Origin of the sequence: Streptomyces cupreus (genome assembly GCF_014257025.1) — a bacterium.
Lineage (GTDB): Bacteria > Actinomycetota > Actinomycetes > Streptomycetales > Streptomycetaceae > Streptomyces > Streptomyces cupreus.
On the sequence record NZ_JACMSF010000001.1, the window covers coordinates 346,559 to 371,456 of the forward strand.

At 68.5% G+C, this 24,898-nt stretch carries 20 protein-coding genes and 4 pseudogenes; 8 read left to right on the forward strand and 16 right to left on the reverse strand.

Annotated elements, in window-relative coordinates; all coding sequences use genetic code 11:
* The first annotated feature begins 69 nt into the window (after positions 1–69).
* Positions 70–213, forward strand: a complete 144-nt coding sequence (locus H4N64_RS01500) for a hypothetical protein (protein WP_260859489.1) — start codon at positions 70–72, stop codon at positions 211–213.
* A gap of 81 nt (positions 214–294) precedes the next feature.
* Here the strand turns inward: H4N64_RS01500 and H4N64_RS01505 are convergent, their stop codons facing one another.
* From H4N64_RS01505 to H4N64_RS46680, 10 genes and pseudogenes are all read right to left on the reverse strand, one after another.
* On the reverse strand, positions 295–450 hold the full coding sequence (locus tag H4N64_RS01505) for a hypothetical protein (protein ID WP_260859490.1): 156 nt from the start codon (positions 448–450) through the stop codon (positions 295–297).
* Positions 451–649: 199 nt separating this feature from the next.
* A complete protein-coding gene (locus H4N64_RS01510) occupies positions 650–2,455 on the reverse strand; it encodes an RICIN domain-containing protein (RefSeq protein WP_186280128.1) in 1,806 nt (601 codons plus the stop codon).
* A 16-nt stretch (positions 2,456–2,471) separates the two neighbouring features.
* Positions 2,472–4,634 (reverse strand): beta-galactosidase, encoded by a 2,163-nt coding sequence (locus H4N64_RS01515; protein WP_186280130.1) that lies wholly within the window; start codon positions 4,632–4,634, stop codon positions 2,472–2,474.
* Positions 4,635–4,690: 56 nt separating this feature from the next.
* Positions 4,691–5,638 (reverse strand): carbohydrate ABC transporter permease, encoded by a 948-nt coding sequence (locus tag H4N64_RS01520; RefSeq protein WP_186280132.1) that lies wholly within the window; start codon positions 5,636–5,638, stop codon positions 4,691–4,693.
* Positions 5,635–6,573, reverse strand: a complete 939-nt coding sequence (locus tag H4N64_RS01525) for a carbohydrate ABC transporter permease (protein ID WP_186280261.1) — start codon at positions 6,571–6,573, stop codon at positions 5,635–5,637. Before H4N64_RS01525 ends, H4N64_RS01520 begins: the two co-directional genes overlap by 4 nt.
* Positions 6,574–6,667: 94 nt before the next feature.
* A complete protein-coding gene (locus H4N64_RS01530) occupies positions 6,668–8,071 on the reverse strand; it encodes an ABC transporter substrate-binding protein (RefSeq protein WP_186280134.1) in 1,404 nt (467 codons plus the stop codon).
* Positions 8,072–8,472: 401 nt separating this feature from the next.
* A complete protein-coding gene (locus tag H4N64_RS01535; RefSeq protein WP_186280263.1) occupies positions 8,473–9,558 on the reverse strand; it encodes a substrate-binding domain-containing protein in 1,086 nt (361 codons plus the stop codon).
* A gap of 159 nt (positions 9,559–9,717) precedes the next feature.
* On the reverse strand, positions 9,718–9,996 hold the full coding sequence (locus tag H4N64_RS46670; protein ID WP_418896238.1) for a Beta-galactosidase C-terminal domain: 279 nt from the start codon (positions 9,994–9,996) through the stop codon (positions 9,718–9,720).
* Between the two features lie 30 nt (positions 9,997–10,026).
* Positions 10,027–10,469, reverse strand: a pseudogene (locus H4N64_RS46675) (beta-galactosidase); the annotation flags it as partial.
* The gene (locus H4N64_RS46680) at positions 10,379–11,680 is read right to left on the reverse strand and encodes a beta-galactosidase (protein ID WP_418896237.1); all 1,302 of its coding nucleotides are present in this window, start codon (positions 11,678–11,680) and stop codon (positions 10,379–10,381) included. The gene H4N64_RS46680 and the pseudogene H4N64_RS46675, both read right to left, overlap by 91 nt.
* 509 nt (positions 11,681–12,189) lie before the next feature.
* Here H4N64_RS46680 and H4N64_RS01545 point away from each other — a divergent pair.
* The 4 genes and pseudogenes from H4N64_RS01545 to H4N64_RS44740 all read left to right on the forward strand — a co-directional run bounded on the left by H4N64_RS01545 (position 12,190) and on the right by H4N64_RS44740 (position 15,486).
* Complete coding sequence (locus tag H4N64_RS01545; RefSeq protein WP_186280136.1) at positions 12,190–13,260, forward strand: LacI family DNA-binding transcriptional regulator; 1,071 nt, start codon at positions 12,190–12,192, stop codon at positions 13,258–13,260.
* 156 nt (positions 13,261–13,416) lie between these two features.
* Positions 13,417–14,220: pseudogene (locus tag H4N64_RS44725) on the forward strand (sugar-binding domain-containing protein); the annotation flags it as partial.
* A gap of 367 nt (positions 14,221–14,587) precedes the next feature.
* Positions 14,588–15,130 carry an NAD(P)H-binding protein gene (locus H4N64_RS44735; RefSeq protein ID WP_260859491.1) on the forward strand — a complete coding sequence of 181 codons (543 nt, stop codon included), beginning with the start codon at positions 14,588–14,590 and terminating at the stop codon, positions 15,128–15,130.
* Entirely contained in the window at positions 15,127–15,486 is a 360-nt protein-coding gene (locus H4N64_RS44740) for an NAD(P)-dependent oxidoreductase (protein WP_336246612.1), read from the forward strand. The genes H4N64_RS44735 and H4N64_RS44740 overlap by 4 nt, the downstream gene beginning before the upstream one ends.
* Positions 15,487–16,003: 517 nt before the next feature.
* Here H4N64_RS44740 and H4N64_RS01560 read toward each other — a convergent pair.
* The 4 genes from H4N64_RS01560 to H4N64_RS01575 all read right to left on the reverse strand — a co-directional run bounded on the left by H4N64_RS01560 (position 16,004) and on the right by H4N64_RS01575 (position 21,388).
* The gene (locus H4N64_RS01560) at positions 16,004–16,975 is read right to left on the reverse strand and encodes an ABC transporter substrate-binding protein (protein WP_186280138.1); all 972 of its coding nucleotides are present in this window, start codon (positions 16,973–16,975) and stop codon (positions 16,004–16,006) included.
* Between the two features lie 61 nt (positions 16,976–17,036).
* Entirely contained in the window at positions 17,037–17,840 is an 804-nt protein-coding gene (locus H4N64_RS01565) for a formylglycine-generating enzyme family protein (protein ID WP_186280265.1), read from the reverse strand.
* 86 nt (positions 17,841–17,926) lie between these two features.
* Positions 17,927–20,287 carry an arylsulfatase gene (locus tag H4N64_RS01570; protein ID WP_186280140.1) on the reverse strand — a complete coding sequence of 787 codons (2,361 nt, stop codon included), beginning with the start codon at positions 20,285–20,287 and terminating at the stop codon, positions 17,927–17,929.
* Positions 20,288–20,491: 204 nt separating this feature from the next.
* Entirely contained in the window at positions 20,492–21,388 is an 897-nt protein-coding gene (locus H4N64_RS01575) for a LysR family transcriptional regulator (protein ID WP_186280142.1), read from the reverse strand.
* Positions 21,389–21,742: 354 nt separating this feature from the next.
* Here H4N64_RS01575 and H4N64_RS44745 point away from each other — a divergent pair.
* The 3 genes and pseudogenes from H4N64_RS44745 to H4N64_RS01590 all read left to right on the forward strand — a co-directional run.
* Positions 21,743–22,006: pseudogene (locus H4N64_RS44745) on the forward strand (alpha/beta hydrolase fold domain-containing protein); the annotation flags it as partial.
* Between the two features lie 277 nt (positions 22,007–22,283).
* Positions 22,284–22,757: a GNAT family N-acetyltransferase gene (locus tag H4N64_RS01585; RefSeq protein WP_186280267.1), complete on the forward strand. Its 474-nt coding sequence runs from the start codon at positions 22,284–22,286 to the stop codon at positions 22,755–22,757.
* A gap of 86 nt (positions 22,758–22,843) precedes the next feature.
* Positions 22,844–23,122, forward strand: a pseudogene (locus H4N64_RS01590) (transposase); the annotation flags it as partial.
* A 39-nt stretch (positions 23,123–23,161) separates the two neighbouring features.
* Here H4N64_RS01590 and H4N64_RS01595 read toward each other — a convergent pair.
* The gene (locus tag H4N64_RS01595) at positions 23,162–23,713 is read right to left on the reverse strand and encodes a GNAT family N-acetyltransferase (protein ID WP_186280144.1); all 552 of its coding nucleotides are present in this window, start codon (positions 23,711–23,713) and stop codon (positions 23,162–23,164) included.
* A gap of 119 nt (positions 23,714–23,832) precedes the next feature.
* Positions 23,833–24,636 carry an MBL fold metallo-hydrolase gene (locus H4N64_RS01600; protein ID WP_186280146.1) on the reverse strand — a complete coding sequence of 268 codons (804 nt, stop codon included), beginning with the start codon at positions 24,634–24,636 and terminating at the stop codon, positions 23,833–23,835.
* Between the last annotated feature and the right edge of the window lie 262 nt (positions 24,637–24,898).

The window sequence follows — 24,898 nt, forward strand, 5'->3', positions numbered from 1 at the left end:
ACACGCAGGTCAGGCGCACATGTGGCGGGACTACATAGTTCCGGGCGCGGCTATATGCGTCAGACCACCATGACGGCTCGCGCAGCGGCGGCTCAGTGGCTCGAAGAGGGTCGGGCATGCACCGCGCTGAGCGTGCTGGCGGACATCGCCCCCGAGTACGAACCCGCGGCCACTCGGACGGCCCTGAGGATCGCAGGCAACGGCCAGTCCTGACGCCGGGCTTCGAGAGCTCGTAGACGAGGTCAAGGGGTACCCGCCCCCCTGCTGTCCAGGGCATGCCGCCGTTCCTGACGGTCACAGTCCGCGGCCGATGTCCCGCGCCACCGCGAGCAGCGGCTGGGCCAGTTCGGTCAGTCGGCCCCTGGGGCAGCGGGCGGACGGCGCTGCCACGGCGACGGCGCCCACGGGCGGCGGCAGCTGGGCGAGCAGAGCCTTTCCGCCCGAGGTCATGTGTGCGGGCAGGAGTGCACCGGTGCGGAAGCTGACGCGCGGCGCTTGGGGCCCTCCACTCCGACCTGTTCAGCGAAACAGAGCCCGTATGGTCGAACACCGTTCGAAGTGGCGGCTGTGTGCTGATGCTGAAGTGGCAGGGCCCGGTTCCGTCACCGGGCCCCGGCCGCTCGGCCTGTCAGGCCCCCAGAAATCGTGCCTACTGAACGAGCTCCCAGTCCTGGGAGCCGTCCGTGACCGCGTTCTGCAAGGTCAGCTGCGCCCCGGCGGAGGCTCCGGTCAGGTACAGGTTCGGGTTCTTGACGGACTGCAGTTTGTAGAACCCGTCGTCGGTCTGGACGAGGTTCCAGCTGCCCGTGGCGCTGTTGTCCACCCACTGCCCGATCTTCTGTCCGGCCGTCGCGTTCCCGGTCCAGATGGCTGCCGCGCGTCCGCCCGACTTGTTCAGCAGCGTCTTCCCACCGTTCGGTTCGGTCATGATGTGCCAGTACTGCGTGTCCGGGTCGCCCGCGGAGCCGGGGGCTTCCAGACGGACGTCGGGAACGTCGCCGTTGCCGAGGTTCGCGTCGTTGCTGTTGTTCCCGGTGCCGATCACCTGGTCGGTCTTGCGGTTGACCAGCTGGTAGTAGGCGCCCGCGGAGTCGCCGAGGTCGACCTCGGCGAACCTGAGCGTGGATGTGCCCTGGTTGTTGAGGATCGAGACGCGGCCGGTGCCTTCGACGTACGTCAGGTTGCGGCTGTAGCCGGCCTGGGACGTCGTCTGGTACTCCTTCCACTCGCCGTCGCTGCGTCCGCTCTCGTTGACCCAGACGTTGCCGCTGCCCGCGGCGTTGTAGACCAGACGCCCGCCGGGGAGCTTGATGAGGACCGGGCTCCCGTTCATCGAGAGCGTGCGCGAACCGGTTTCGACCGGCAGTGAGTTGACTCCCGTACCGGTGGGCGAGCCGGTGTAGAACTTCAGCGGGTCGTCGGCGATCCGGTATCTGGTGTTGGCGCCGCCGCCCCAGTACTCGTAGGTGATCATCCACTTGCCGTCCGTCGTGCGGACGACGTTCGTCATGCCGGGCCTTCCGCCCCCGATCTCCGTCTTGCCGCCTCCCATGTCCTGGGTCAGCCCGGCGATGTCGACGACGGGCGCGCTCCAGTTCGTATCGCGGCCGTCCCAGGTCTTGTGCACGAGGATCTGGCCGAGCGAGTCCTTGGCGGTGTCGTTGGCGGGGTCCAGGGTCGGGACGCCGGTGTTCGGGTCGAAGCCGGTGTAGTCGTTCTCGTCGGAGTAGTAGCAGACGAGCCGGCCCTTGTGGACCATCAGGTACGGCTCCCAGAGCGGGTCCACCTGCTGGTTCGTGTTGGCGTTCGCGAAGTTCTGGCCGAGGGCCCCCGCGCTGCCGCCCTGCCAGCCGCCTGTCGCGACGATGTTGAGGATCTTCCACGTGGCGCCGTCATCGGTGCTGGAGTACAGGGCGATCGCCAGATCCCTGCGGTCGCCGTCGTTGGACGGGATCCAGTTCGGGTCGGCCGCCTTGCGCTCCTTGTAGTACTCGTCGTCGCCCGACACGACACTCGCGAGCAGCAGCGTGCCCTGCTTCAGGTCCCCGACATCCTGCGGGAGCGCGTAGAGAAACGGGTTGGTCCAGTTGCTCGTGTACTTCGCGTACTTGGGGTCGCTGGAGATGTACGCCGGGGCCTTGACCTCGGACAGGGGCTGCCAGGTCGTGCCGTCGTCGTCGCTCTTGTAGACCGGGAGGGTCTGCTTGTCGGCGCTTCCGGTCTCCGCGACAACGGTGGACTTCTCGAACGACGCGACCAGACGTCCGCTCGGCAACTGCGCCGCCTTGGGGTAGACCGCGCAGTTGCCCCGCCCCTTCAGGCAGGGTTCGCTACCGAGCTGGTACAGGGTCCCGCCCGTCGGGTTGTACGCCTGCGCACCGGACGCGGGTATGGCCAGCAGCGCAGTCGCGGCGGTGAAGGTGCCCAGCGCCTTCCCCACTCTTCTTCTCTGCATGGTTCCTCCAACTTGCTTACGGGGTTGGGGTGGTGGTGTCGGCGGACACGAAGACACGTACGTCCCACGCGTTCAGGTCCAGCGGGGTGCCGGCCCGTATGGGGTCGTCGGTCAGGACATCGGACAGGGCAACCGGGGCCTGGACGCGTGTGGGCTCCCAGCTCCAGTTGTGCACGATGTGCACGCGGCGGCCGCCGGGTGACGTACCGGTCGTCGCGGTCACGGACGCGGGCAGACCCTGCCATCCCTCGCGCGAGGCCGGAGCCAGCCAGGCGGCCAGCGCCCGGGCGAGGTCGCGGCCGGGCACGGTGCCCACGCAGGTGACGCGTCCCTGGCCATGGCGACGTGTGGTGACGGCCGGCCAGCGGCCGAAGTGCGGGTGGTCGTACGAGGCCAGCACGTCGGCGTCGATGACGATGAGGCCCTCGATCCAGTGCGTCGCCGTCGCATCTGCGGGCAGGTCGAGCGGACCGCCGGGGACGGTGCGGACCGGAACGTCCTGGGCGAGGTTGCTGAACTCGTCGTACCGGACGCCCGCGGCCTTGGTGAGACGCCCGGGGGCCGGTTCGTGCCGGGCGCGGGCCTCGTGGTCGGCGTAGGCGGTGCGCGGGCCGAGTACGAGGTGGCCGCCCGCGTGGGCGTAGGCCGCGAGCCAGTCGACCGTGGTGTCGTCGACGACGTACAGGGCCGGGGCGACGAGGACCGGGTGGCGCCGCACGGCTTCCTCGGGCGTCATCCCCTCCCGTCGGCCGCTCGGGTCGTGCAGCTGCCGGGCGTGGACGATCCGCACCTGGCGGCCCGCGTCGAAGGCGCCCCGGTAGAAGGGGTCGAAGATGCGGTGGTAGGAGGCCGGGTCGGGGGCGCCGTCCGGCTTGGACAGCGGCGGGTACTTCTGCATCAGCCATTTGCTCGGCATCGAGTAGACCATCGCGATGTCGGTGTCCGGCTCGATTCCGGCGACGAGCGGGCCCGCCTTGTCGAACTCGGCTCCCAGACGGGCGATTTCGGCGAACGTACGGCCCGGCTGTCCGCTGTGCGGGAGGACGCCACCCCAGTAGGTCTCCGCGCCGAAGCGCAGGGTCTGCCACTGCCAGTACTCGATCATCCGGGCGCCGCGTGCCACATGCGCCCAGGCGGCCTGCCGCCACTGGCCGTCGTACCCGGGGCGGTTGTCCCAGCAGAAGCCGATGGAGTTCGCGTTGGTCTCGGTGACCAGGAACGGTTCCTGGCGGGAGGAGAACATCCAGTCGGCGGTCTGGTACATCGACCACACGCCGGTGGTCTTCCAGACCTGTTCGTGCTCGTCGGGCGTCGGGTCGGGGAGGAGCAGGCCGTCCTGCATGTCGTAGTACGGGTTGCCGGAGGCGATGTCGAGGCGGTCCGACATCTCGTCGTCCTCCACCCCGTTGCGGGTGTAGGAGATGCAGGTGGTGACGAACTGCTCCGGGCGGGCGTAGTCGCGGACGATGTCGGCCTGCCAGCCGATGAACTCGGTGACCTGCCGGGCCTGGAACTCCCGCCACGCGACGTCGTACTGAGGCTGCTCGTTGCCGTCCGGCGTCCACAGGTCGGCCCAGGTGGACAGGCGGTGCGACCAGTAGACCAGGCCCCACTCGCGGTTGAGGGTCTCGATGTCGCCGTACTTGTCGCGCAGGTGGTCCACGAAGCGCTGGAAGACGCCGTGGTTGTGGAAGAGGTGCAGGCCGGGCTCGTTGTCCACCTGCCAGCCGATGACCGCCGGGTGGTCGGTGTACCGGGCAACGATCTTGCGGATGACGCGCTCCGCATGGAAGCGGAAGGCGGGGTGGGTGAAGTCGGCCTCCTGGCGGGCGCCCCAGCCGATGCGTTCGCCGGTGCGCCGCTCGCCCGTGATCTCCGGGTACTGGCGGGCCAGCCACGGCGGCACGGCATAGGTCGGCGTGCCGAGGATGACGGAGATGCCGCGTTCGTGGGCGCCGTCGAGGACCGGCTGTAGCCAGTCGAGGTCGAACCGGCCGTTCTCCGGCTCCCAGGTCGACCAGACCGACTCACCGACCCGGATGACGGTGAAATTGGCTTCGACCATCAGGTCGAGGTCGGTCTTCAGCCGTTCGTCGGGCCGCAGTTCGGGGTCGTAGGCGGGTGTGTACTCGTGGTAGTACGCGGCACCGAACAGGATGCGGGCGGGCAGAACCGCCATGAGGGAGACCTCCGAAGAGTCGAATGGGGCGTGGTGGTCTGTGCGCCGGCGGCGCATCACTGCTTGACGCCGCCGGTGGCCAGACCGCTCTGCCAGTTCCGCTGAAGGAGCAGGAAGGCGATGACGAGCGGGATGAGTGAGAGCAGCGAGCCGGTCGTGACCAGGGCGAGCATGTTGCTGTTGGCCCCGGATCCGCCGCCGACGGCCTGGGAAGCCCAGGAGGAGAGGCCGACCGTCACGGGGTACAGCCGCGGGTCGTTGAGCATGATCAGCGGCAGGAAGTAGTTGTTCCAGGTCGCGACGAGCGTGAAGAGAACGACGGTCACCAGGCCGGGGGCCAGCAGCCGCAGCGCGATCGTGAGGAAGATCCGCAGCTCGCCCGCCCCGTCGATGCGCGCGGCCTCCAGGATGCTGTCCGGTACGGCGTCCTCGGCGTAGATGCGCATGAGGTAGAGGCCGAACGGGCTGACGAGTGAGGGCAGGACGATCGCCCAGGGGGTGTTGACCAGGTCCACCTTCGCGAAGAGCAGATAGGTCGGGATGGCCAGGGCGGTGGGCGGGATCATGATGGCGCCGAGCACCGACGAGAAGGCGGCGTTGTTGCCGCGGAACCGGTACTTGGCGAACCCGTATCCGGCGGCCGCCGCCAGGAGTGCGGCACCGAGCGCGCTGCCCACGGAGTACAGGACCGTGTTGAGCAGCCAGTGCAGGAAGACCCCGTCGTCGTGCGTCACGGTCTCCCGGATGTTCTCCAGCAGCTGCGGAGAGCGCGAGAACCACAGTCCGAAGGAGGTGAACAGGTCCTGGGTGCTCTTGGTCGACGCCACGGCCAGCCAGAACAGCGGCAGGAGGAAGTAGGCGAGGACGGCCAGCATGACGATGGTCAGCGGTGTGCTGTGGCGGCGGACCGATCGTCTACGCGGGTGAGTTGGGCGGGGCGTGCCGGTCGCGGTGCTGTTCAGCGCCGCTTGGGAGGACGCGGCCGGGGGACTTGTGGTCGTCATGAGGTCCTCCTGCGGTTCGCGGTGAACAGGACGACGTAGGAGAAGATCACGATGACCAGACCGAGGAGGAAGGACACCGCGGCCGCGTAGTTGACCTGCTGTCCGGTGAAGGCGAGGGAGTAGGCGTAGAGGTTCGCGGTGTACGAACTGTCGATGACGTCGGGCGCGATGTCCTGCAGCAGCTTCGGCTCGTTGAACAGCTGGAAGCTGCCGATCACGGAGAACAACAGGGTGAGCAGGAGCGCCGGGCGCAGGGCGGGGAGCTTGATGGACCAGGCGATCCGCCAGGCGCCGGCGCCGTCCATCGCGGCGGCCTCGTACAGCTCCTGGGGGACGGTACGCAGGGCCGCGTACAGGATGATCATGTTGTAGCCGACGAACTCCCAGGTCACGACGTTCGCCAGGCTACTGAGCATCCAACCGTCGCTGAGGAAGTGGGGGACCGGCAGGTCGAACTTCTCGCCCAGCTGGGCGAACGGCCCGAAGTCCGGCCCGTAGAGGTAGCCCCACATCAGGGTGGCGACCACACTCGGGACGGCGTAGGGGACGAAGATGCCCAGGCGGATCACCCGCGCGAGCCGCAGCAGGCCGCTGTCGAGGGCGAGCGCGAAGAGCAGGGCCAGCAGCAGCATCAGCGGGACCTGGATCGCGAAGAACGCCGCGACCCGCAGGACCCCTTCTCTGAGGAGCGGGTCCTTCAGCGCGGTCACGTAGTTGTCCAGCCCGACGAACGTGGTGCCGCCTATGAGCCGTTCCTGGAAGAGGCTGAGGTAGGCGGCGTAGCCGAGCGGAGTGACGAACATCAGCAGGAACAGCACCATGAACGGTGCGACGAACAGTGGACCTGCCGCACCATGACGCGGGCCACCGAGCCGGCGACGCTTCGGCCCCGCTCGGCGCGGGTCCTCGGTGGAGGCCGCGGTTGTGGCGGTCATCATCGGGCCTTTCTGAGGGGGAGAGACGTGTGCTGACCGGGTGCGGGTCCCGTGTCCTGCCGGTGGGGTGTCGGAGCACGGGACCCGCCGGACCTCACGGGGCCTGGACGGTGAAGCCCTGCTTCTCGGCGTACGTGGTGAGCCGCGTCTGCCACGCGTCGAGAGCGGCGACGGTGTCCTTCTTCCTGGCGAGGGACGTGCCGACGGTCTCGGTCCAGTCGGTGACGGCCTGGTCGAGGAACGGCGGCCACTGGAAGTCGAGGCTGACCGTATCGCCGATCTCGGCGAACAACTGGTTGACCTTCTGCCCGCCGTAGAAGGCGGACGCGTTGCCGGCGAAGGAGGGGTCGGCGAGCAGTGGCTTCGTCGCCGGGAAGAACGACTGCTTGGTGCTGAAGAGCTTCGCGCTCTCCGGGTCGCTGTTGAGGAACTGCGCGAACACCGCCGCGGCGATCGGGTTCTTGGTCGCCTTGATGACCGCGCTGGTCGAGCCGCCCCAGTTGCCCGAGCTCGGCTTCGCCGCGTCCCATTGCGGCAGGGGTGCCGCCCGCCACTTGCCCGCGGTGGACTTGGCCGAGCCGGAGAGAAAGACCGGCCCCCAGGCGGCGGTGATCCAGGTGGCGTACTTGCCCTTGTTGAGGGCGGAGAACCAGGCGTCGGTGAAGTCCGGCTCGACGCCGATGACTCCCTCCTGGGCCAGCCCGCCCCAGTATGCCGCCAGTTTCTTGGAGATCTCGTCGTTGACGTTGATGGAGACGTTGCCCTTGCCGGAGGTCGCGTATGGCTTCGCTCCCGCCTGCCACAGCAGACCGTGCCAGGCGGCGGCCTCGTTCGCGGCCAGGTTGGTCAGGTAGACGTCCGGGTCGGCCTTGTGCAGCTTGCGTGCCGCGGCGGCGAAATCGTCCCAGGTCTTCGGCGGCTCGATGCCGTGCTTGTCGAAGATGTCCGCCCGGTACAGCATGCCCATCGGGCCGGTGTCCTGCGGGATCGCCCAGATCTCGCCCTCGGGGCCGCTGACCTGCCCCCACGTCCAGTCGACGAACGTGTCCTTCAGCTTGGACGCGCCGTACGGGCTCAGGTCCAGGAGGCTGTCCGTGATCGTGAACGTGGGAATGGCCTGATACTCCATCTGGGCCACATCAGGCGCGCCCTCGCCGGCCTTGATCGCCGTGCGCAGTTTCGTGTAATGGTCCACGCCCTGGCCCGCGTTGACGACCTTGACCTTGATCGCCGGGTACTTCTTCTCGAAGAGCGCGATCTCCTGCTCGATGTCGGGGACCCAGGTCCAGAACGTCAGCTCGGTCGGAGTCTTCATGGCCTCGTCGATGTCGGTCTGGCTGACCGGCTTGGCGGAGGAGGCTGAACCGCCGCCGCCGCCGCCGCCGCCGCTGCCGCCGCAGGCGGTCAGTGCGGCTCCGAGCGACACCGCTGACGCGGCGGTGAGGAAGAGTCGGCGGCTCATCTGGGAGGTGCTGGGGGTGAAGCTGGCTCTGTGCATGGTGAACTCCCGCCAATGGCTGAGGAAAAGGCACGCCGGGCTAGGACGTGCGCAACGAGGGAGACGAGAAAGGCTTTGGGCGTGACGGCCAGGACGTGACGTCGCCATGGCACGGACACACGTTTCAGACGGACTTGGCCCGGTGGGCGGCCCACCTACCGGTGGGGCGGAAGCCGCGGCTCGGGGAAGCAACGGGTGGAGCTGTGAACCGTTCGTTGCGGCGAACCTGGTCTGGGGCTGCCGCGTGAAGGCGGGGAGACGCGTTGCTCGCGCAACGGGGGTGTCCGCACATGTGCGGGCGCGCTCGGGGGAAGGGGAAGCGAGCGGAGACCGATACGGCGGCTCGCCTCAGTGCCACGCGCCTGGAACTGACGAAGGCGGCGCGGGCTGGTCTGCGCTGTTCAGTCGTGGGCCGAGGCACCTCCGTTCAGGTCTGGACTGTGCCGGGTTCCGCTCGTAGGAGAGGCGGTATGCCGACCATGACGTGGGGTCGTCCGGGTCGAAGGGGGCGCGGTCGAACTGCGGATCACGAGGTGGACCGGGGGATCGCTCGCCGGCAAGGGGAGCGCCTGTGGATTCTCGATGGCATGGACGAGGCGCTTGAGTCCCTCCTGCGCCACGGCGTCGAACGGCTGACGCATCGTGGTGAGAGGAGGGGTCACATAGGGGGCCACGGGGATGTCGTCGAAGCCGACGACGCTGACGTCCTCCGGCACACGGCGGCCTGCTTCCGCCAGTGCCCGGATGAGGCCGATCGCCATGTCGTCGTTGGCAGCGAACACCGCGGTCACCTCGCCGTCCGAGGCCAGTTCGCGGCCCGCCGCGTAGCCGGACGCGGCCGACCAGTCACCCTCGACGACGGGCGGCACCGTTCTGCCGTGCGCGGTGAGCGCCGCCCGCCAGCCCTCCAAGCGGTCCCGGGCGGCGTACCACCGCTGTGGCCCGGCGAGGTGGCGAACGGTGGCGTGCCCCAGGTCCAGCAGGTGCTCGGTGGCCGTTCGCGCCATCAGATCGGCGCCGGTGCCGGCGGCCAATGCCCTGGGTGTGAGCATCGGCGGCGCGCCGAGAACGAGGACGGGCATGTCGAGTCGGGCCGACAGGTCTCCCTCATGCCCCTCGTCGATCGGCTCGGAGATGACGATGCCGTCCACGCCCTGATCGAGGAGCGACTCCACCGCGCCGGCGACTCCCGCGGGGTCGCCTTCCATCGTGTTGACCACGCGAAGCGCGTACCCCGTGTCCCGTGCGGCGCGCTCGACCCCCATGATCAGTGAGGCGGGCCCGTACAGGGCGGTTCCCAGCGTCACGACACCGATGGACCGCGTACGTCCGGAAGCCAGCGCTCGGGCGGCGTTGTTCGGTCGGTATCCGAGTTCCTCGGCAGCTTCGAGAACGCGTCGGCGCACGTCGGCGGAGACATATGGCTCGTCGTTGAAGACACGGGACACTGTCTTCTGCGATACGCCCGCCATGCGGGCCACATCCACGCTGCGCGGTGCGCCGGAACTTCCGCCCCGCGTTGCCTCTCGCGCCATGGTGTCTCCCGAGGATCGTGATCCGAACCACTGCTGTTTGATGTCCGTCTGACTGCGCTGACATGTCTACGCAGTCATAAGAAGGGCGTCAAGGGTCTGGGAACAAATTCGTCACCTGGAACGGGGATGTATTCTCCCGGTTTGTGGCGACTGGTTTCGGCGCGTCTCGCGCACCACGGCGACGCCCCCGGCGGGCACGGTGACCGATCCGTGGACGGGCTTGCCGGTGAGGAGCTCCACGCCGTCGGCCGGGACCTCGGCGCCGGCTCCCGAGTGGTCGATCAGAAACAGGTAGTCCGCGTCGGCCCCGCTGCGGCGAACGGCCTCGATGCCGTTCGGTGCGGTGGCGAGGACAGGCCGGACGTCGGCCTCGTCCCGGATACGGTCCAACAGCGCCCCCAGGGTGACCGGATCGGGACGAGTGGCCAGGTACCAGGCGGTGCCCGTGCCGTGGGCGTTCCTCGTCACGGCCGGTACGCCGGCCAGTGGGCCGTCGGCGTAGGAGGAGATGGGCTCGGCGCTCGTGAGCCGGAGGCGTTCGGACCACAGGGCGGCGGTGGCGTTCTCGGGGACCTGACCCATCAGTTGTCGGGGCTCGTCGGGAAGCAGCGGGAACAGTTCGTCCGCACCCCGAGGGCGTCCCGGAAAGCGCCGGGGTAACCGCCGAGCCGGGCGTGGCAGTTCTCGTCGACCGCGCCGCTGCGGAAACCGACGGCAAGGGTGCCGCCGCGCTCCGCGAAGCCGGTGAGGTTCGCGGCGCCCGCATCGTCGATCAGGTAGAGGCTGGGGGCGAGGACCAGGCGGTAGGGGGACAGGTCCGTGTCGGGGCGTACGAAGTCGACGGCCACGCCTGCGCGCCACAGGGGCGTGTACCAGTCTCGGACGAGGTCCTCGAAGCGGAGTTCGGAGCTGGGCTGGGGGGGAGTTCCAGGGCCCAGCGGGCGTTCCAGTCCCAGACGATGGCCACGTCGGCGGCTACGGTACTGCCACGGACTTCCGCCAACGCCTCGAGATCAGCGCCGAGTTGAACGACGTCCTGCCAGATCTGCCTGTCCGTGCCCGCGTGCGGCAGCATCGCCGAGTGCCACTGTTCGGCGCCTGCCTTGGCGGCCCGCCACTGGAAGTAGGCGATGCCGTCGGCGCCGTGCGCGACGTGGGTGAGGGCGTTGCGGCGCATCTCGCCGGGCCGCTTCGCCCGGTTCACCGGCTGCCAGTTGATGGCCCCGGTGGAGTGCTCCATCAGCAGCCAGGGGCCGCCTGCCATGGAGCGCACCACGTCGCCGCAGAGAGCGACGTCGATCTCCGACTCGGGGTCGGTGGAGCGCAGGTAGTGGTCGTTGGAGACAATGTCCAGCTCGGGCGCCCAGCGCCAGTAGTCCAGTGCCTCGATACTGAAGTTCACCATGAAGTTGGTGGTGGCCGGAATGCCCGGCGCGGCACGGCGGAGCACGTCGCGTTCGGCGGTGAACAGCGACAGCAGTTCGTCCGAGCAGAAGCGGCGCCAGTCCAGCCGGTGAGTCGGGTTGGGGGCGGCTCCAGTGGTGCGGGGCGGCAGGATCTCCTCCCAGTCGTAGTACCACTGGCTCCAGAACGTCGTGCCCCAGGAGTGGTTGAGCGCGTCCAGGTCATCGCCGTACTTCGCGCGCAGCCAGCGCCGGAAAGCGGCCGCGCTCTCGTCGCAGTGGCACTCGGCGTTGTGGCAGCCGTACTCGTTGTGTACGTGCCACATGGCGAGGGCCGGGTGGTCGGCGTAACGCCGGGCGAGCTCACCCGCGATGCGCAGCGCCGCGGTGCGGTAGGCCGGGCTGGACGGGCAGAAGGTCTGGCGGCTGCCGTACGACATTCTGCGGCCGTCCCGGTCGACGGGCAGCGCGTCGGGGTGGGCGCGGAAGAACCAGGCCGGTGGGGCCGCCGTCGGGGTGGCGAGGTCGGCGGCGATGCCGTTCTCGTGCAGCAGATCGAGGATCCTGTCCATGCGGGAGAAGTCGTACACCTCCTCCGCGGGTTCCAGCAGGGCCCAGGAGAAGATGCCGACGCTGACCATGGTCACCCCGGCCTCGCGCATCAGGCGCATGTCCTCGGCCCAGACCTCCTCGGGTCACTGCTCGGGGTTGTAGTCACCGCCGTACGCGATGCCGGGCAGGCGCAGGCGGCGTTCAGTACTCACTGGTGGGGCTCCAGGGGTAGCAGGGTCGACGAAGTGACCAAAAGTAAACGCGATCAAACAAAATCGATCGACGAGACGTCAGGAAGAGTGAACGGGGTGCAGTCCCGGTGTCAAGGCTCCGAGCCTGACGGCCTGCACGGGTCTGGCCCGGGCAGGGTCATCGGGCCGGGGCGCCGAACTCCCGCCCCCGTCCAGCAGTCCGGCCCCTGTCCTGCATGAACGCCGCCCGAGCCCGACCCCTCGGCGCCGGTCATGGCGACCACCGCCGCACGGTCGCCGATCGAATGGAGCCGTGCGAACCCTTGACGAGCGGCCGGTCCCGCTGCGTAGATATGACCGCGCGGTCAGACCGCGCGGTCATATCGCTTGACGTCGTTCGAGTCGTTCGATGAGGAACGTGGCCGTAGGGAGACTTCATGGCACCAGAAGTGGGGCGCGCTGCCGGTTCCACCGCGCCGCGTAGTGCGGACGTCGCCCTGGTGGCCGGGGTGTCACGCAAGACCGTCTCTCGCGTCCTCAACGGTGAGCGGTATGTCTCCGACGAGGCCCGCCGGCGTGTCCTCGCGGCCGCCGAGGAACTCGGCTACCGGCTGAACCACGCGGCCAGGGCACTGGCCTCCGGACGCACCCGTTCCCTCGGCGTCGTCGCTCTGGGAACTGCCGGGTACGGAACGGCCTCCCTGCTCGTGCACATCGAACAGGCCGCACGGGAGTCCGGTTACGCGCTCCGCGTGATCTATACGCCGGACGGCGACCCGGAGGGCATCGCAGGTGCTCTGGCGTCACTCCTCGAACAGGGCGTGGACGGCGTCGTCGTCTCCGAACCCATCGTGAAAGGAGACGTCCCGGTCCGCGTCGACGTGCCGGTCCTCTTCATCGGAGCACCACCGGCACCCGCCTTCACCGCCACCCGGACGCTGACCGTGAGCGTGGGCGCCCTCGAACTGGCGCGGGCGGCCACCGAACATCTGTTGGACCTGGGGCACGAAACCGTCCATCAGCTCGCCGGCCCGCGGCAGTGGTACGCCACCAAGGACCGCATCGAGGGATGGCAGGCGGCGCTGGCGGCACGGGGCGCGCACGAACCGCCTCTGCTTAACGGTGACTGGTCGGCCGCCTCCGGGTACGCGGCGGGTCGTGCGCTGGCCTCGGACAGGTCCGTGACCGCGGTGTTCGCCGCGGGCGACGAGATGGCCATCGGCCTGATCCATGCCCTGCGGGAAGCCGGGCGGCGCGTTCCGGAGGACATCAGCGTGGTCGGGTTCGACGGCAACCCGGTCTTCGCCTACGTCTCCCCACCGCTGACCACCGTTCGCCAGCCTTTCGACGCCGCGGCGCGGGAAGGAATCCGGCTTCTCGTTCACGCCATCGAGAAGCCCGACGCCGAGCTGCCGCCGACGGGCCAGCCACCCGTCGAACTCGTCGTCCGCGGCTCGACCGCGCCTCCACCGTCCCACCGAGGCGCGACGGCACTTCGCACCACCTGACCAACCGGACCACCTGACCGACCGGGCCAACCGGACCACTGACAAGGCCGACCCCAGGAGTACGTCCGCCTCGAACACCGCGTCTGTGTCCAACGGGCATGTCACCGTGCCTCCGGCCGGGCCGCACAGTGACGGCACCAGCCTCTGCGTACCCGACTGTCGCACCCCCACTGGACTCCGCCGTACCCGACCCGAAGAGTCCCAGGAGCGGCGGGCACCGAAACACATCCCGACGTCGCAGGTGCGGAAGCGCCCGGATTCGACGACTCCGGATGGACCTCGGTCAACACGCCCCACACCTGGAACGCCGTCGACGGCGCCGACGGCGGCAACAACTACTACCGCGGGGTGGGCTGGTACCGCCGCCATTACAACGTGCCGTCCGAACTGGCCGGGAAGAGGCTGTACTTGCAGTTCGCCGGGGTGAACCAGGTCGCCGACGTCTGGGTCAACGGCACGTATCTCGGGCAGCACAAAGGTGGATACTCCCGGTTCAGGTTCGGAGTCACCGGCGTGCTCGTCCGGGGCGGGGACAACGTGATCGCGGTGCGGGTGACCAACGCCCGCAACACCGACATCGCGCCGGTCAGCGCGGACTACACCTTCGAGGGCGGCATCTACCGCAATGTGAGCCTGTGGGCCACCGACAACCTCCATGTGCGGATGGAGGATTACGCAGGCCCCGGCGTCTACCTGCGGCAGAGCAATGTGACCGCGGAATCGGCCACGGTGACCGTGACGACGAAGCTGTGGAACGACAACAGCACCACCAGATCGGTGCTCGCCCGCACCGTCATCGCCGACAACAGCGGGACCGTCGTCGCGGAGACCAGCAGCACCGCGCAGAGCGTCGCCGCGGCCACCGGCGCGGAGATCAGACAGACCGTCGCCATCGACCGCCCCCGCCTGTGGAACGGCGTCGCGGATCCCTATCTCTACAACGCCGGCGTGGAGATCCATGACGTCACCGCGGGCGCGGACAGGATCGCGGACGTGGTGACCGAACGCCTGGGCCTTCGCTCCTTCACCGTCGACCCCGACACCGGCTTCCACCTCAACGGCAGCCACCTCGGCCTGCACGGCGTCAACCTGCACCACGAACGGGCGGGCAAGGGCTGGGCGATCAGCGACACTGAACACACAGGACTTCGATCTCATCCGGGAGCTCGGCGCCAACGCCATCCGGATGGCGCACTACCAGCACGACCAGAAGGACTACGAGCTCGCCGACGAACGGGGGCTGATCGTGTGGGCGGAGATCCCGCTGGTCAACTCCGTCACCGACTCGAGCGCCTTCACGGCTGGCACCCAGAACCAACTCCGTGAGTTGATCGAAGCCGAAGACCCCGACCGGCTCTCCACCTACGTGGTGCGCTCCGAAGACCCGGACAACGCGCAGGCTGGGCTGCACACGCGGACAACGGGATTCAACAAGTACCTCGGCTGGTACTACGGTTCCAAGGACGGCGAACTCGGTGCATGGGCCGACAACCTGCACGCGAACTCCCCGTCCCGCAGGATCGCCATCTCGGAGTACGGAGCCGGCGCCAACACCACCCAGCACGCCCTCAACCCGCCCAGGCCCGAACCGGGCGGATCCTGGCACCCTGAGGAGTACCAGGCGCTGTTCCACGAGGCGTACGCCATCGCGGCCGGCGACACGGTCACCGTCCTGGCCCGCAGACCGGAGGCGCTGGCAGACCTGGCAGACCTGGCAGACCAGGTCAACGTGGTCGCCGGAGACGCCACCTCACACAAGGACGTCGCGAAGGCCATGGTCGGCCAGGACGTCGTCATCTCGGCTCTCGGCAGGAGCACATCCGTGCGCGCCGACGACCTGTTCACCCGCGCCGCGCCGCGGCGGCGGTGATCGGTGCGGTCAAGGAACAGGGCGTATCGCGCCTGGTCTGGCTGTCCTCGTTCGGCGTGGGTGACACCTACCGGTCGGCGAGCGCCGCGCAGAAGCTCATGTACCGCACGTTCCTGCGGAACATCTACGCGAACAAGGAACTCTCCGAGAAGGCGATCCGCTCCAGCGGCCTGGACTGGACCCTGGTCTACCCGACCTTGCTGACCAAGGCCCCCGCCAAGGGCACCTACCTCGCCGGCGACCGTCTCCCGATGAAGGGCAACCCGAAGATCAGCCGCGCGGATGTCGCTGCCTTCATGCACAGGGCGGCCCACAGCCCCGAGTGGATCCACCGCGACGCCGTCATCACGGACTGACGAACCCTGATTCCCCCACCTCACGCACTTTCTTGCCGGTGTACATCGCGGCGGACACCGTCGCGGCCCCGGCGCGGCATGACCGGTATCCCACACACCGGCGCCACCCTGGCCCGTCCATCGCGTCGAGGAACGCGGCTCAAGGCGGGCTCTCAGCCGAGTTCCCGAACACGGCCACGTCATCGACACCGAGCCCGAACCGATCGCCCACCCCGACGCGGACGTCCTGATCGAGGGCGGCCGGATCACCGCCGTGGGGCCCGACCTGCCATCAAACCCCTCGGCCTCAGAAGAACCCCGCAGCCCGCCCGGTATCCGCCGGTACAACGTGCGTGCATGACCTGAAGGACGCGGGCGGAGGCTGACCCAGGGTCGTCAAGGCCGTCGGGCTCGTAGCCGCACCCAAAGGCGTTCCGCCCGCGCCTTGGAAGGAGTCGTACGGCCGACTCAGGCGCCGCTCCTCACCGGGAAGGTCGAACGCTGACGCCCCCGAGTGCACAGCGGTGAGCCCGGAACCTCAGCCGCCGAGCCAGGCCTTGACCTTGTCGGGGTTCGCGTCGATCCACTTCTTGGCCGCCGCCTGCGGTGTCATCTTGTCGAGCGCGATGTACTTCGCGACGGTGTTCTGATCGTCGTTGGTCCACGTGAAGTTCTTCACCAGGTCGTAGGCCGGGCTGCCCGATTTGGCGAACTTCGTGCTGACGATCTTGTCGAGGTCGAACACGGCGTAGTCGCAGGCGACCTTCGCGGGATCGGCGTCACAGCCCTCCGTGTGCTTGGGCAGGTCGACCTTGACCAGCGGTACTTCGGAGAAGAACCAGGACGGCTCGTAGAAGTAGCCGATCACCCATTTCTTGTTCTTCTCCGCGTCCCGGAATGCCTGGATCAACGCGGTTTCGCTGCCCGCGTACACCACCTTGAAGTCGAGCTTGAGGTTCTTCACCAGGGCCTCGTCGTTGGTCTGGTACGACGGGTCGCCGTCGAGGAGCTGGCCGTCGCTGCCGGACTCGGACGTCTTGAAGTTCGAGGCGTACTTGTTGAGGTTCTTCCAGTTGGTGATGTCCGGGTACTTCTTGGCGATCCACGGGGGGAGGTACCAGCCGATGATTCCCTTGTTTCCGGTCGAACCCAGGCTGATGGCGGTCTTCTGCTGGGTGATGTACTTCTTCTTCAGGTCCGCGTGGCCCCAGTTCTCCAGAATGGCGTCGACCTCGCCCGTCTCGAATCCCTGCCAGCCGATCTCCGCCTTGAGGTCCTTCTGGACCACCTTGCAGCCGAGTTCCTTCTCCGCGACGTAGGTGACGACTGCCGCGTCGGCCTCGTAGCCCACCCAGGGGCTGACCGCGAGGTTGAAGGTGCCGCACTTGCCGGAACTGCCCGCGTCGGCGGATTCCTCACCGACCTTCGCTCCGCCGCAGGCGGTCAGGGTGAGGCCGAGTACGGCCATCCCCGCCGCGCCGCAACGCCACTGCCCTGTTCGTCTTGCCATGGTCGTACTCCTTGTGCGCCGAGGTGTCGCGCGGTTGTCCGAGTGGTGGAGTCAAGGGGGGTCAGGTCATGTCGAGGACGCACCGGAATCCCACGTTGCCGGTCGCCGAGTCCGGGAAGAGGCCCTGTCGGGCGGCGACCCGGTAGCGGCGGCAGTAGGAGGCGTGGCAGAGGTAGGAGCCGCCCTTGGCGACGCGCTCCTGTCTGGTGGGGGACGGGGAGAACAGGTCCTCGCACCACTCCCAGACGTTGCCGGTGGCGTTGTACAGGCCGAAGCCGCCCGGCTCGTAGGCGTTGACGGGGCAGGTGCCGTACCAGCCGTCGGCGGTCGGGTGCCGGTGAGGGAAGTCGCCCTGCCACACGTTCATCCGGGGCCGGCCGCCCGGCTCGAACTCGTCGCCCCAGGGGAACACCTTGGCGTGCAGACCTCCTCGGGCGGCGCGTTCCCATTCCGCCTCGGTGGGCAGGCGTTTGCCGGCCCAGGCGCAGTAGGCGCGTGCGTCGTCCCAGTCGACGTGGACGACCGGATGATCCGCCCGGTCCTCCCAGGTGGAGTGCGGTCCGTCGGGATGGCACCAGTCGGCGCCCTCGACCTGCCGCCACCAGGGCGCTGCCGCCACCGCGCGGGTCGGCGGGAAGTCGTCCGGGAGCAGCCCGGCGAAGACGAACGACCAGCCGATCCGCTCGGCGGAGGTGCGGTGTCCGGTCTCGGCGGCGAAGGCCGCGAACTGGGCGTTGGACACCGTGCAGGCGTCGATCCAGAAGGCGTCCACGTGCACCGTCCGCACCGGACCTTCCCCGTCGGCCGGGTAGGCGAGGGCATCCTGACTGCCCATGAGGAACTGGCCGGCGGGAACGGCCACCATGCCCTCGGTGGCCGCCGCGCGGACCGTGGACTGCGAGGGTGTCGGCGGCCGGTCCGCGTCCCGGCCGCCGGACGGTGCGCAGCAGTTCACTGTGCCCCCATGACGCGCCGGTGCAGTCCGCCGTCGTACTCGGGCGATTCGGCGCCCTGGGCGTCCAGGTCGATGCGCACGGTGTGAATGATCCCGGTGAACTCGTTGTCGAGTACGGGGTAGTCGTTGCTCACCGGTGTGCTCAGGTCCACTCCGACGTCGAGTGTCTCGTCGAAGGAGAAGTAGTACGGGATGGTCTGCTCGACCCGTCCCGTCGCGCGCTTCTCCCCGTCCACCAGCAGCTCGGCCGTGCCGCCCTTGCCCAGTCCTCCGCCGTCGTAGGCGAAGTCGAGCCGGATCTCATGCCGCCCCGATGCGAGGGGCTCGTCGCCACGGACCGTGTACAGGCTCATGCCGAAGTAGTTGTAGGCGTAGGCCGGTCTGCCCTCGGTGAAGTACAGGGTCCAGCCGCCGAACCGGCCGCCCTGCGCGATGATCACGCCCTCGGTCGTGGTCTCGGGCAGGTCCACGTCGGCGGTGATGCTGTGCGAGCGGTTCTTGACGTTCGGGGTGGTCTCCTCGGTGAACCGCCGCATGCCCGCACGGTAGGTGACAGAGGTGCGGTCGCCGATCAGATCGATGCGTCCGGCCATGGCCGGGTTCTCCCGCTCGGTGACCCGGTCGTCCAGCGGGAAAACCTGGTGCTTCGACGCCTCGATGAGGAAGAGGTCCTGCAACTCGCGGAGTTTCCCGGGGTGTTCGGCGGCGAGGTCGTACGCCTGGCTCCAGTCCGTGCCGAGGTCGTACAGCTCCCAGACGTCGTCGGCAAACCGCCGGTCCCCCTCCGGCACCATCTCCCATGGAATGCCGTGCCGGGTGACCGCCATCCAGCCGTCGTGGTAGATGCCCCGGTTGCCACACATCTCGAAGTACTGGGTACGGCGGTGCTCGGGAGCGTGCGGATCGGCGAGCGTCCGCTGCATGCTCGTGCCCTCGATGGGCTGCTGCTCCACCCCGTCCACGCTGAACGGCGCCGGGATTCCCGCACAGTCCAGGATGGTCGGCAGGACGTCGATCACATGCGAGAACTGGTGCCGGAGCCCACCACGCTCGGCCACCCCACGCGGCCAGTGCAGGATCATCCCGTCCCGGATGCCGCCGAAGTGCGAGGCCACCTGCTTGGTCCACTGGTAGGGGGTGTTCAGCGCCAGCGCCCAGCCGGCCGGAGCGATCGGGTAGCTGAGGGGGCCGCCGATCTCGTCGATGTGGCCGATCATCTCGTCGGGGTCGTCCACGATGCCGTGGCCCAGTCGGTGTTCGACGATCGTTCCTTCGATGCCGCCCTCGCCCGAGGCGCCGTTGTCACCAAGGATGTAGAGGATGATCGTGTTGTCCAGTTCGCCGAGCTCCTCCAGAGCGTCGAGGAACCTGCCGACCTGCACGTCGGCGTGTTCGGTGAAGGCGGCGAACGTCTCCATGAACCGGGCGGACAACCGGCGCTGGTTGTCGCTGAGTTCGTCCCAGTGGGGAACGCCTTCGGCCCAGGGCGCGAGTTCCGTCTCCGGGGGTACGACGCCGAGTTCCTTCTGCCGCTGGAGGGTCACCTCGCGCTGCTGGTCCCAGCCGTGGTCGAACCGCCCGGCGTACTTCTCCTGCCATTCACGGCCGACGTGCAGCGGCGCGTGCGCGGCACCCAGCGCGAGGTAGGTGAAGAACGGCCGGTCCGGGGTCAGGGTGCGCTGGGTGCGCACCCAGTCGATGGCGTGGTCGACGAGGTCCTCGGACAGGTGGTATCCGTCCTCGGGCCTGCGATCCGGCTCGACGGGGGTGGTGCCCTGGTACAGCAGGGGGTACCAGTGGTTCATCTCGGCGCCCATGAAGCCGTAGAAGGTGTCGAATCCCTCTCCGGTCGGCCAGCGGTCGAACGGCCCGACGGCGCTGATCTCCCGCGGCGGGGTCTGGTGCCATTTGCCGAAGGCGGCCGTGCTGTAGCCGTTGGCCTGCAGGATCTGGGCCATGGTCGCCGCGCTGCGCGGCCGGAACCCGTTGTACCCGGGAGCGGCGGTGGTCATCTCGGTGGTGCCGCCCATACCCACCGAGTGGTGGTTGCGGCCGGTCAGCAGGGCCTGCCGGGTCGGCGAGCACAGGGCCGTCACATGAAAGCGGGTGTAGCGCAGCCCGTTGTCGGCGAGCCGCTCCGCCGCGGGCATCTCGCAGGGTCCGCCGAAGGCGCTGGAGGTGCCGAATCCGAGGTCGTCGACGAGCACGATCACCACGTTCGGTGCGTCCTCGGGCGGAGGCACCGGGCCGATCGGAGTGAAGGGGGTCTCCTGGTCGTGGATGTCCATCGCCGTCGTCAGGGGCCTACGGGTGTCGGGCCGCGGAAGTATGTGCCGTCCGGCGTCGAACTCGCTCATGTATTTCTCCGATTCGGTGCCCGGCGGGGAAATGTCACATCCTCGCATCGCGGCAGAATTACCGGCGAAATACAGCTGCCGGCCAGTGACTCCCGGCGTATTCCTGCCTGCGATGCAGTCAAAGTGGCAGCCGCCACCAAGGACGGTCAACAAAACGTCCTGGATTCCCGCGAACCGGTTTTGAATGAGGGCGATAGAAAACTTCTATACCTGCAGCGGCCCGTCCTGAGCCGGAGCGGACGCCAGGGTCACGAAGGCCTGGGCGGCCGGTGACAGCGGGCCGGATCGCCAGACCAGCCGGCCGTGGCGCAGCAGCCGCGGCCGGGGAGACAGCATCCGGGCCCCGCGCAGCACGGCGTCCCTCGCCATGGAGGCAGGCAGCAGCGCGGCACCGACGCCGGAGAGGACCAGTGGGACGATCATCGCGCGGTGCGCCGTCTCCACGGTGATGCGCGGGACGACGCCCAGCGCGGTGCACACCTCGTCCACCGCCGCCCGGGTCTCGGTGCCCGGCGGTGTCACGATCAGGTCCAGGGCGGCCAGTTCGCGCGAGGTGATGGTGTCGCCCGGCGCATGCGGGTGGTCCGGTGGCAGCACGACGTGCATCTCCTGCTCCGGCAGATCGATACCACGCAGGTCGGCCGTGGGCACCGAGGCGTCCACCAGGCCGAGTTCGCACTGACCGGCCGCGACCATGTGCGCCACGGCCGGGCCCTGTTCGGGATCGACGACACGTACGGAGACCTTCGGATGCACGCGGTGGAAGCGGCCGAGCATCCCGGCGAGCGGGTCGACCGAGAGGGTCGTCTGGGAGACGATGTCGAGCCGGCCGCCGCTGAGGCCGAGCACTTCGCGGACCAGCGAACGAGCCGTGGACAGATCACGCAGGACCTGCCGCGCCGGCTGGACCAGTGCCTGGCCCGCCGCGGTGAGCGCGACACCGTGCGGGAGGCGGTGGAAGAGCTGCCCTCCGAATTCGCGCTCCAGAGTGCGGATCGCGTGGGACAGCGAGGGTTGGGCGACGTGGAGCGCAAGGGCCGCGGCCGTGAAACCGCCGTGCTCGACCACGGCGATGAAATACTCCAACTGTCGTCGTTCCATCAGATCTCCGCACGTCCCAGGGCCACCGCACGTACCGGTCCGACGAGCGGCAAGGACAGTATCTTCCGGCCTGGGCCCGCCGGACGCATCGGCGGACGGAATACCGGGACGAGGACGCACTTGCTGCAATGGTCGAGCGCAGTTCGAGCATGACAAACATGGTCGGGGTCGGCCTCGCCGTGGCCTTGGTGAATCTGTCAGCGACTGACTCGTGCACTACTGAGGCGCTGGTGGAAACGCTGCGGGAGCACGACATTCGGCTTCTCCATGTCACCGATTTCGCGTCCGCGGAAATCAGGTTGTGGTCGCAACGGCTGAGGCCGGTTTTCGCGGCGTTCTCGAAACCGAGCGATGGGCGGCAGTGCGGGCGGTGGACTCGCCGGGGCGCTGGCGCTGCCGGCCCGCGACCGAAGCGGCCCGCGCGTCATCGGGCAGGCGCTGATGTGCCCGATGCCCGACGACCGCAACGACAGCCCGTCCGCCCACCAGATGGTGGGCCTGGGCGTGTAGGACCGCACCTCCAACGAGACCGGCCGGAGCGCGCTGTTGGGGGAAGCGCGGGGAACGGCCGATGTCTCGCCCCTGATGTACGTGTCCGGGCGAAGGAGAGCCGACATGGTTAGGCAATCATGGGTTCGGTGGTGTCGCCGGACGGCTTCATCGCCGACGACCACGACCAGGTGGGACCGCTGTTCGACTGGTACGGCAACGGAGACGTCCGCTGGACCACTATCCGGGCGGTGACAACGAGTGCCGCACCACGCAGGCCTCGGCATCATGCGCCCAGTACCGGATCGTGGCCTGCGTCGTCCACCGCCGGCTGGCGGGCCCAGGCTTGTGTCACAACTTGCCCAATCCGTACGGACCTTCGCCTGTAACGGCTAGGGCGCCTGCCATGATCGTGATCATGGGGATACACATCGCACCGGCCGCGGTGGCCGACTTCCACGAGGTCCTGACCGATCACTCGCGTTACTGGGGCGAACGCGACCTTCGGTCGCTGCACCTTCTGGCCCTGGTGCAGGAGTTCGGTTCCACCTGCTTGGTTGCCCGGGCCGAGGACGGAATCCACGGGTACATCTTCGGGTTCGTCACCCCAGACGGCACCGGGTACGTGCATCTGATCGCCACGCGGGATGATGCCCGTGGCACCGGTCTCGGGCGTCGTCTGTACACGGCGTTCACTGAAGCAGCGGAACGTCACGGTGCACGGAAGTTGAAGGCGATCACGTCAGTCGAGAACACCGGCTCGATCGCCTTCCATCGCAGCCTCGGCTTCGACACGAAGATCGTCGACGACTACAACGGCCCCGGCCGGGCTATGGCCGTCTTCCACCGAGATCTGCCGCCCAACGTCTCACGGCCCTGACCCACCACCGTCACCGGTAATCGCTCCCCAGCCACCGTCACCGGTAACCGCTCCCCAGGTCGTCAGCCGTGGGATGATCTTGGTTCGTGGCACGTGGAGATCTGACGGGCCAGCAATGGGCGCTGCTGAAACCGTTGTTGCCGAGGGCCAAGAAGCCCGGCCGCCCGCTGACATGGGCCCGGCGACAGCTGGTCGACGGCATACGGTTCCGGGTCCGCACCGGTGTCCCGTGGCGGGACATGCCCGCCGAGTACGGACCCTGGGGTCGGGTGTACGACCTGTTCCGTCGATGGCAGCGGGACGGCACCTGGCATCGGATCTTCACCGCATTCCAGGCCCGGGCGGATGCCAAGGAGCTGATCACCTCGCGGTCCGCTACGAGGCCACCGTCCCCGTTGCCGCCATCAACGAGTGGTTGTGACGTACTGGTCCGACGACAACTCGAACACCCGAACTCGCCGACCGCAGGTGGGATTCACGGTCTCACGGACCGGATGCATCCCCAGTTTGGTCATGATCCGTTCGGAGGCGTCGTTGCCTACTTGAGTGATGCTGACGATCCGCTCCAGCCCTCGCTCTTCGAACCCGAACCGTACAGCGGCCGCAGCGGCCGCAGCGGCCTCGGTGGCCAAGCCCTGCCCCCAGTGGGAACGTCCCAGCCGCCAGCCGACCTCAACCGCCGGCAGTATCTCCGGCAAGAAGTCGGGCACCGAAAGGCCGGTGAACCCGGCCAGCTCGCCAGTGGACCGGATCTCCACGGCGAACAGGCCGAAGCCCTGTGACTCCCACTCGCTCTCCCATGCCTGGACCCCGCCGCGAGTCTGCTGTTCGTCACGGACGCTGCCGTCACGGATCCACCGCATGACCTCAGGGTCGGCATTGATGGCAGCCATGGGCACAACGTCTTCTTCATGCCAGCGACGCAGGATTAAACGGGGAGTCTCAAGCGTGACCATCCAATCATTCTGGATTACAAATGGGCTCTCCGTCATCCTCACCAGGCACTTTCGATACACGCCCTTGATGTGCCGAGCGGCTGCGCGCGCTCGCGGAATGACCGGCCCCGCCGGGTGGGTCAGCGGGCGATGAACGGCTCGGTCAGATGCGGGGCCGCGAGGTAGAGGGTGCTGGCGGCCCGGCTGTGGAGCACCTGTTCCCTTGAGACCCTTGCCTGCTCAGGGTCCATCTCGTGGGCGTAGGCGAGTTCGGGATGGAGCAGCTGGATCGCGTGCACGAGCAGGTCACCGGTGACGGCGACCAGTTCGCGCCCGGACGCGACGAGCACGCTCTGGTGCCCGGGCGTGTGACCGGGCGTGGCGAACACCCGCTCGCCGCTGCGCAGCGGGGTGTCGCCGTCGAGCAGCCGTAGCTGATCGGTCTTCCGGAGCGGGTCGACCACAGTGGACCGCAGCTGCGGGTTGACCTCCTCGAGAACGTCGAGTTCGGCCTGCTGCAACAGGTATTCGGCGTTCGGGAAGAACGGCCGCGTATGCTCGCCGCCGACGACGGCCCAGCCCACGTGGTCGGTGTGGAGGTGCGTGAGCACCACGGTGTCTACTTCGGATGGTTCGATACCCGCGGCGGCCAGCGAAGCCGGGAGCGCCCCGGGCACGGGCGCCCACGAGGCCGCCGGGCTGTCGGCCGGGCCGATCCCCGCGTCGACCAGCGTCACGCCCTGGTCGCTGCGGATCGCGAACGCGCGGAACTGGAGCCACCAGCGCCCGTCGGCGTCGAGCGCACCGGGATCGAGCTGATCGGCCGCCGCCCACTGCTCGGTGGTGGCGCCGGGGAACGCCTCCGACCTGGGGGAGAAGAAGGGGCCCGCGCCGTCGGCGAGCGCGATGACGGTGTACGGGCCGACCTGAATGGAAGGGGGCATCCCACAGATAGTGCCACTGGCGGGCGGCCCACGACCAGGTTGCCCCGGAGTTCACCCCAGGTCGTGGGCGCCTCGCAGAACTGGCAACCTCGACCTCGCGCATGGCTCGGGCGTCGGCCGCATCCGTCTCATTGACGCGCGCGTACTTCTTTCTGGACCACAAGCCTGCCTCCCCCGCAGACAGTGCCGTCATCTCATCGACATTCAGGCGACGAGAGACCACCAACCGCCTCCCAACCCCACCCACATCTGCTGTTCCTAG

Bases quoted from the DNA above. Each gene is read 5' to 3' on its own strand.
- H4N64_RS01500 (WP_260859489.1), top strand. From the start codon at position 70: ATGACGGCTCGCGCAGCGGCGGCTCAGTGGCTCGAAGAGGGTCGGGCA.
- H4N64_RS01505 (WP_260859490.1), bottom strand. From the start codon at position 450: ATGACCTCGGGCGGAAAGGCTCTGCTCGCCCAGCTGCCGCCGCCCGTG.
- H4N64_RS01510 (WP_186280128.1), bottom strand. From the start codon at position 2,455: ATGCAGAGAAGAAGAGTGGGGAAGGCGCTGGGCACCTTCACCGCCGCG.
- H4N64_RS01515 (WP_186280130.1), bottom strand. From the start codon at position 4,634: ATGGCGGTTCTGCCCGCCCGCATCCTGTTCGGTGCCGCGTACTACCAC.
- H4N64_RS01520 (WP_186280132.1), bottom strand. From the start codon at position 5,638: ATGACGACCACAAGTCCCCCGGCCGCGTCCTCCCAAGCGGCGCTGAAC.
- H4N64_RS01525 (WP_186280261.1), bottom strand. From the start codon at position 6,573: ATGACCGCCACAACCGCGGCCTCCACCGAGGACCCGCGCCGAGCGGGG.
- H4N64_RS01530 (WP_186280134.1), bottom strand. From the start codon at position 8,071: ATGCACAGAGCCAGCTTCACCCCCAGCACCTCCCAGATGAGCCGCCGA.
- H4N64_RS46680 (WP_418896237.1), bottom strand. From the start codon at position 11,680: ATGCGCCTGATGCGCGAGGCCGGGGTGACCATGGTCAGCGTCGGCATC.
- H4N64_RS01545 (WP_186280136.1), top strand. From the start codon at position 12,190: ATGGCACCAGAAGTGGGGCGCGCTGCCGGTTCCACCGCGCCGCGTAGT.
- H4N64_RS01560 (WP_186280138.1), bottom strand. From the start codon at position 16,975: ATGGCAAGACGAACAGGGCAGTGGCGTTGCGGCGCGGCGGGGATGGCC.
- H4N64_RS01565 (WP_186280265.1), bottom strand. From the start codon at position 17,840: ATGGTGGCCGTTCCCGCCGGCCAGTTCCTCATGGGCAGTCAGGATGCC.
- H4N64_RS01570 (WP_186280140.1), bottom strand. From the start codon at position 20,287: ATGAGCGAGTTCGACGCCGGACGGCACATACTTCCGCGGCCCGACACC.
- H4N64_RS01575 (WP_186280142.1), bottom strand. From the start codon at position 21,388: ATGGAACGACGACAGTTGGAGTATTTCATCGCCGTGGTCGAGCACGGC.
- H4N64_RS01585 (WP_186280267.1), top strand. From the start codon at position 22,284: ATGATCGTGATCATGGGGATACACATCGCACCGGCCGCGGTGGCCGAC.
- H4N64_RS01595 (WP_186280144.1), bottom strand. From the start codon at position 23,713: ATGGTCACGCTTGAGACTCCCCGTTTAATCCTGCGTCGCTGGCATGAA.
- H4N64_RS01600 (WP_186280146.1), bottom strand. From the start codon at position 24,636: ATGCCCCCTTCCATTCAGGTCGGCCCGTACACCGTCATCGCGCTCGCC.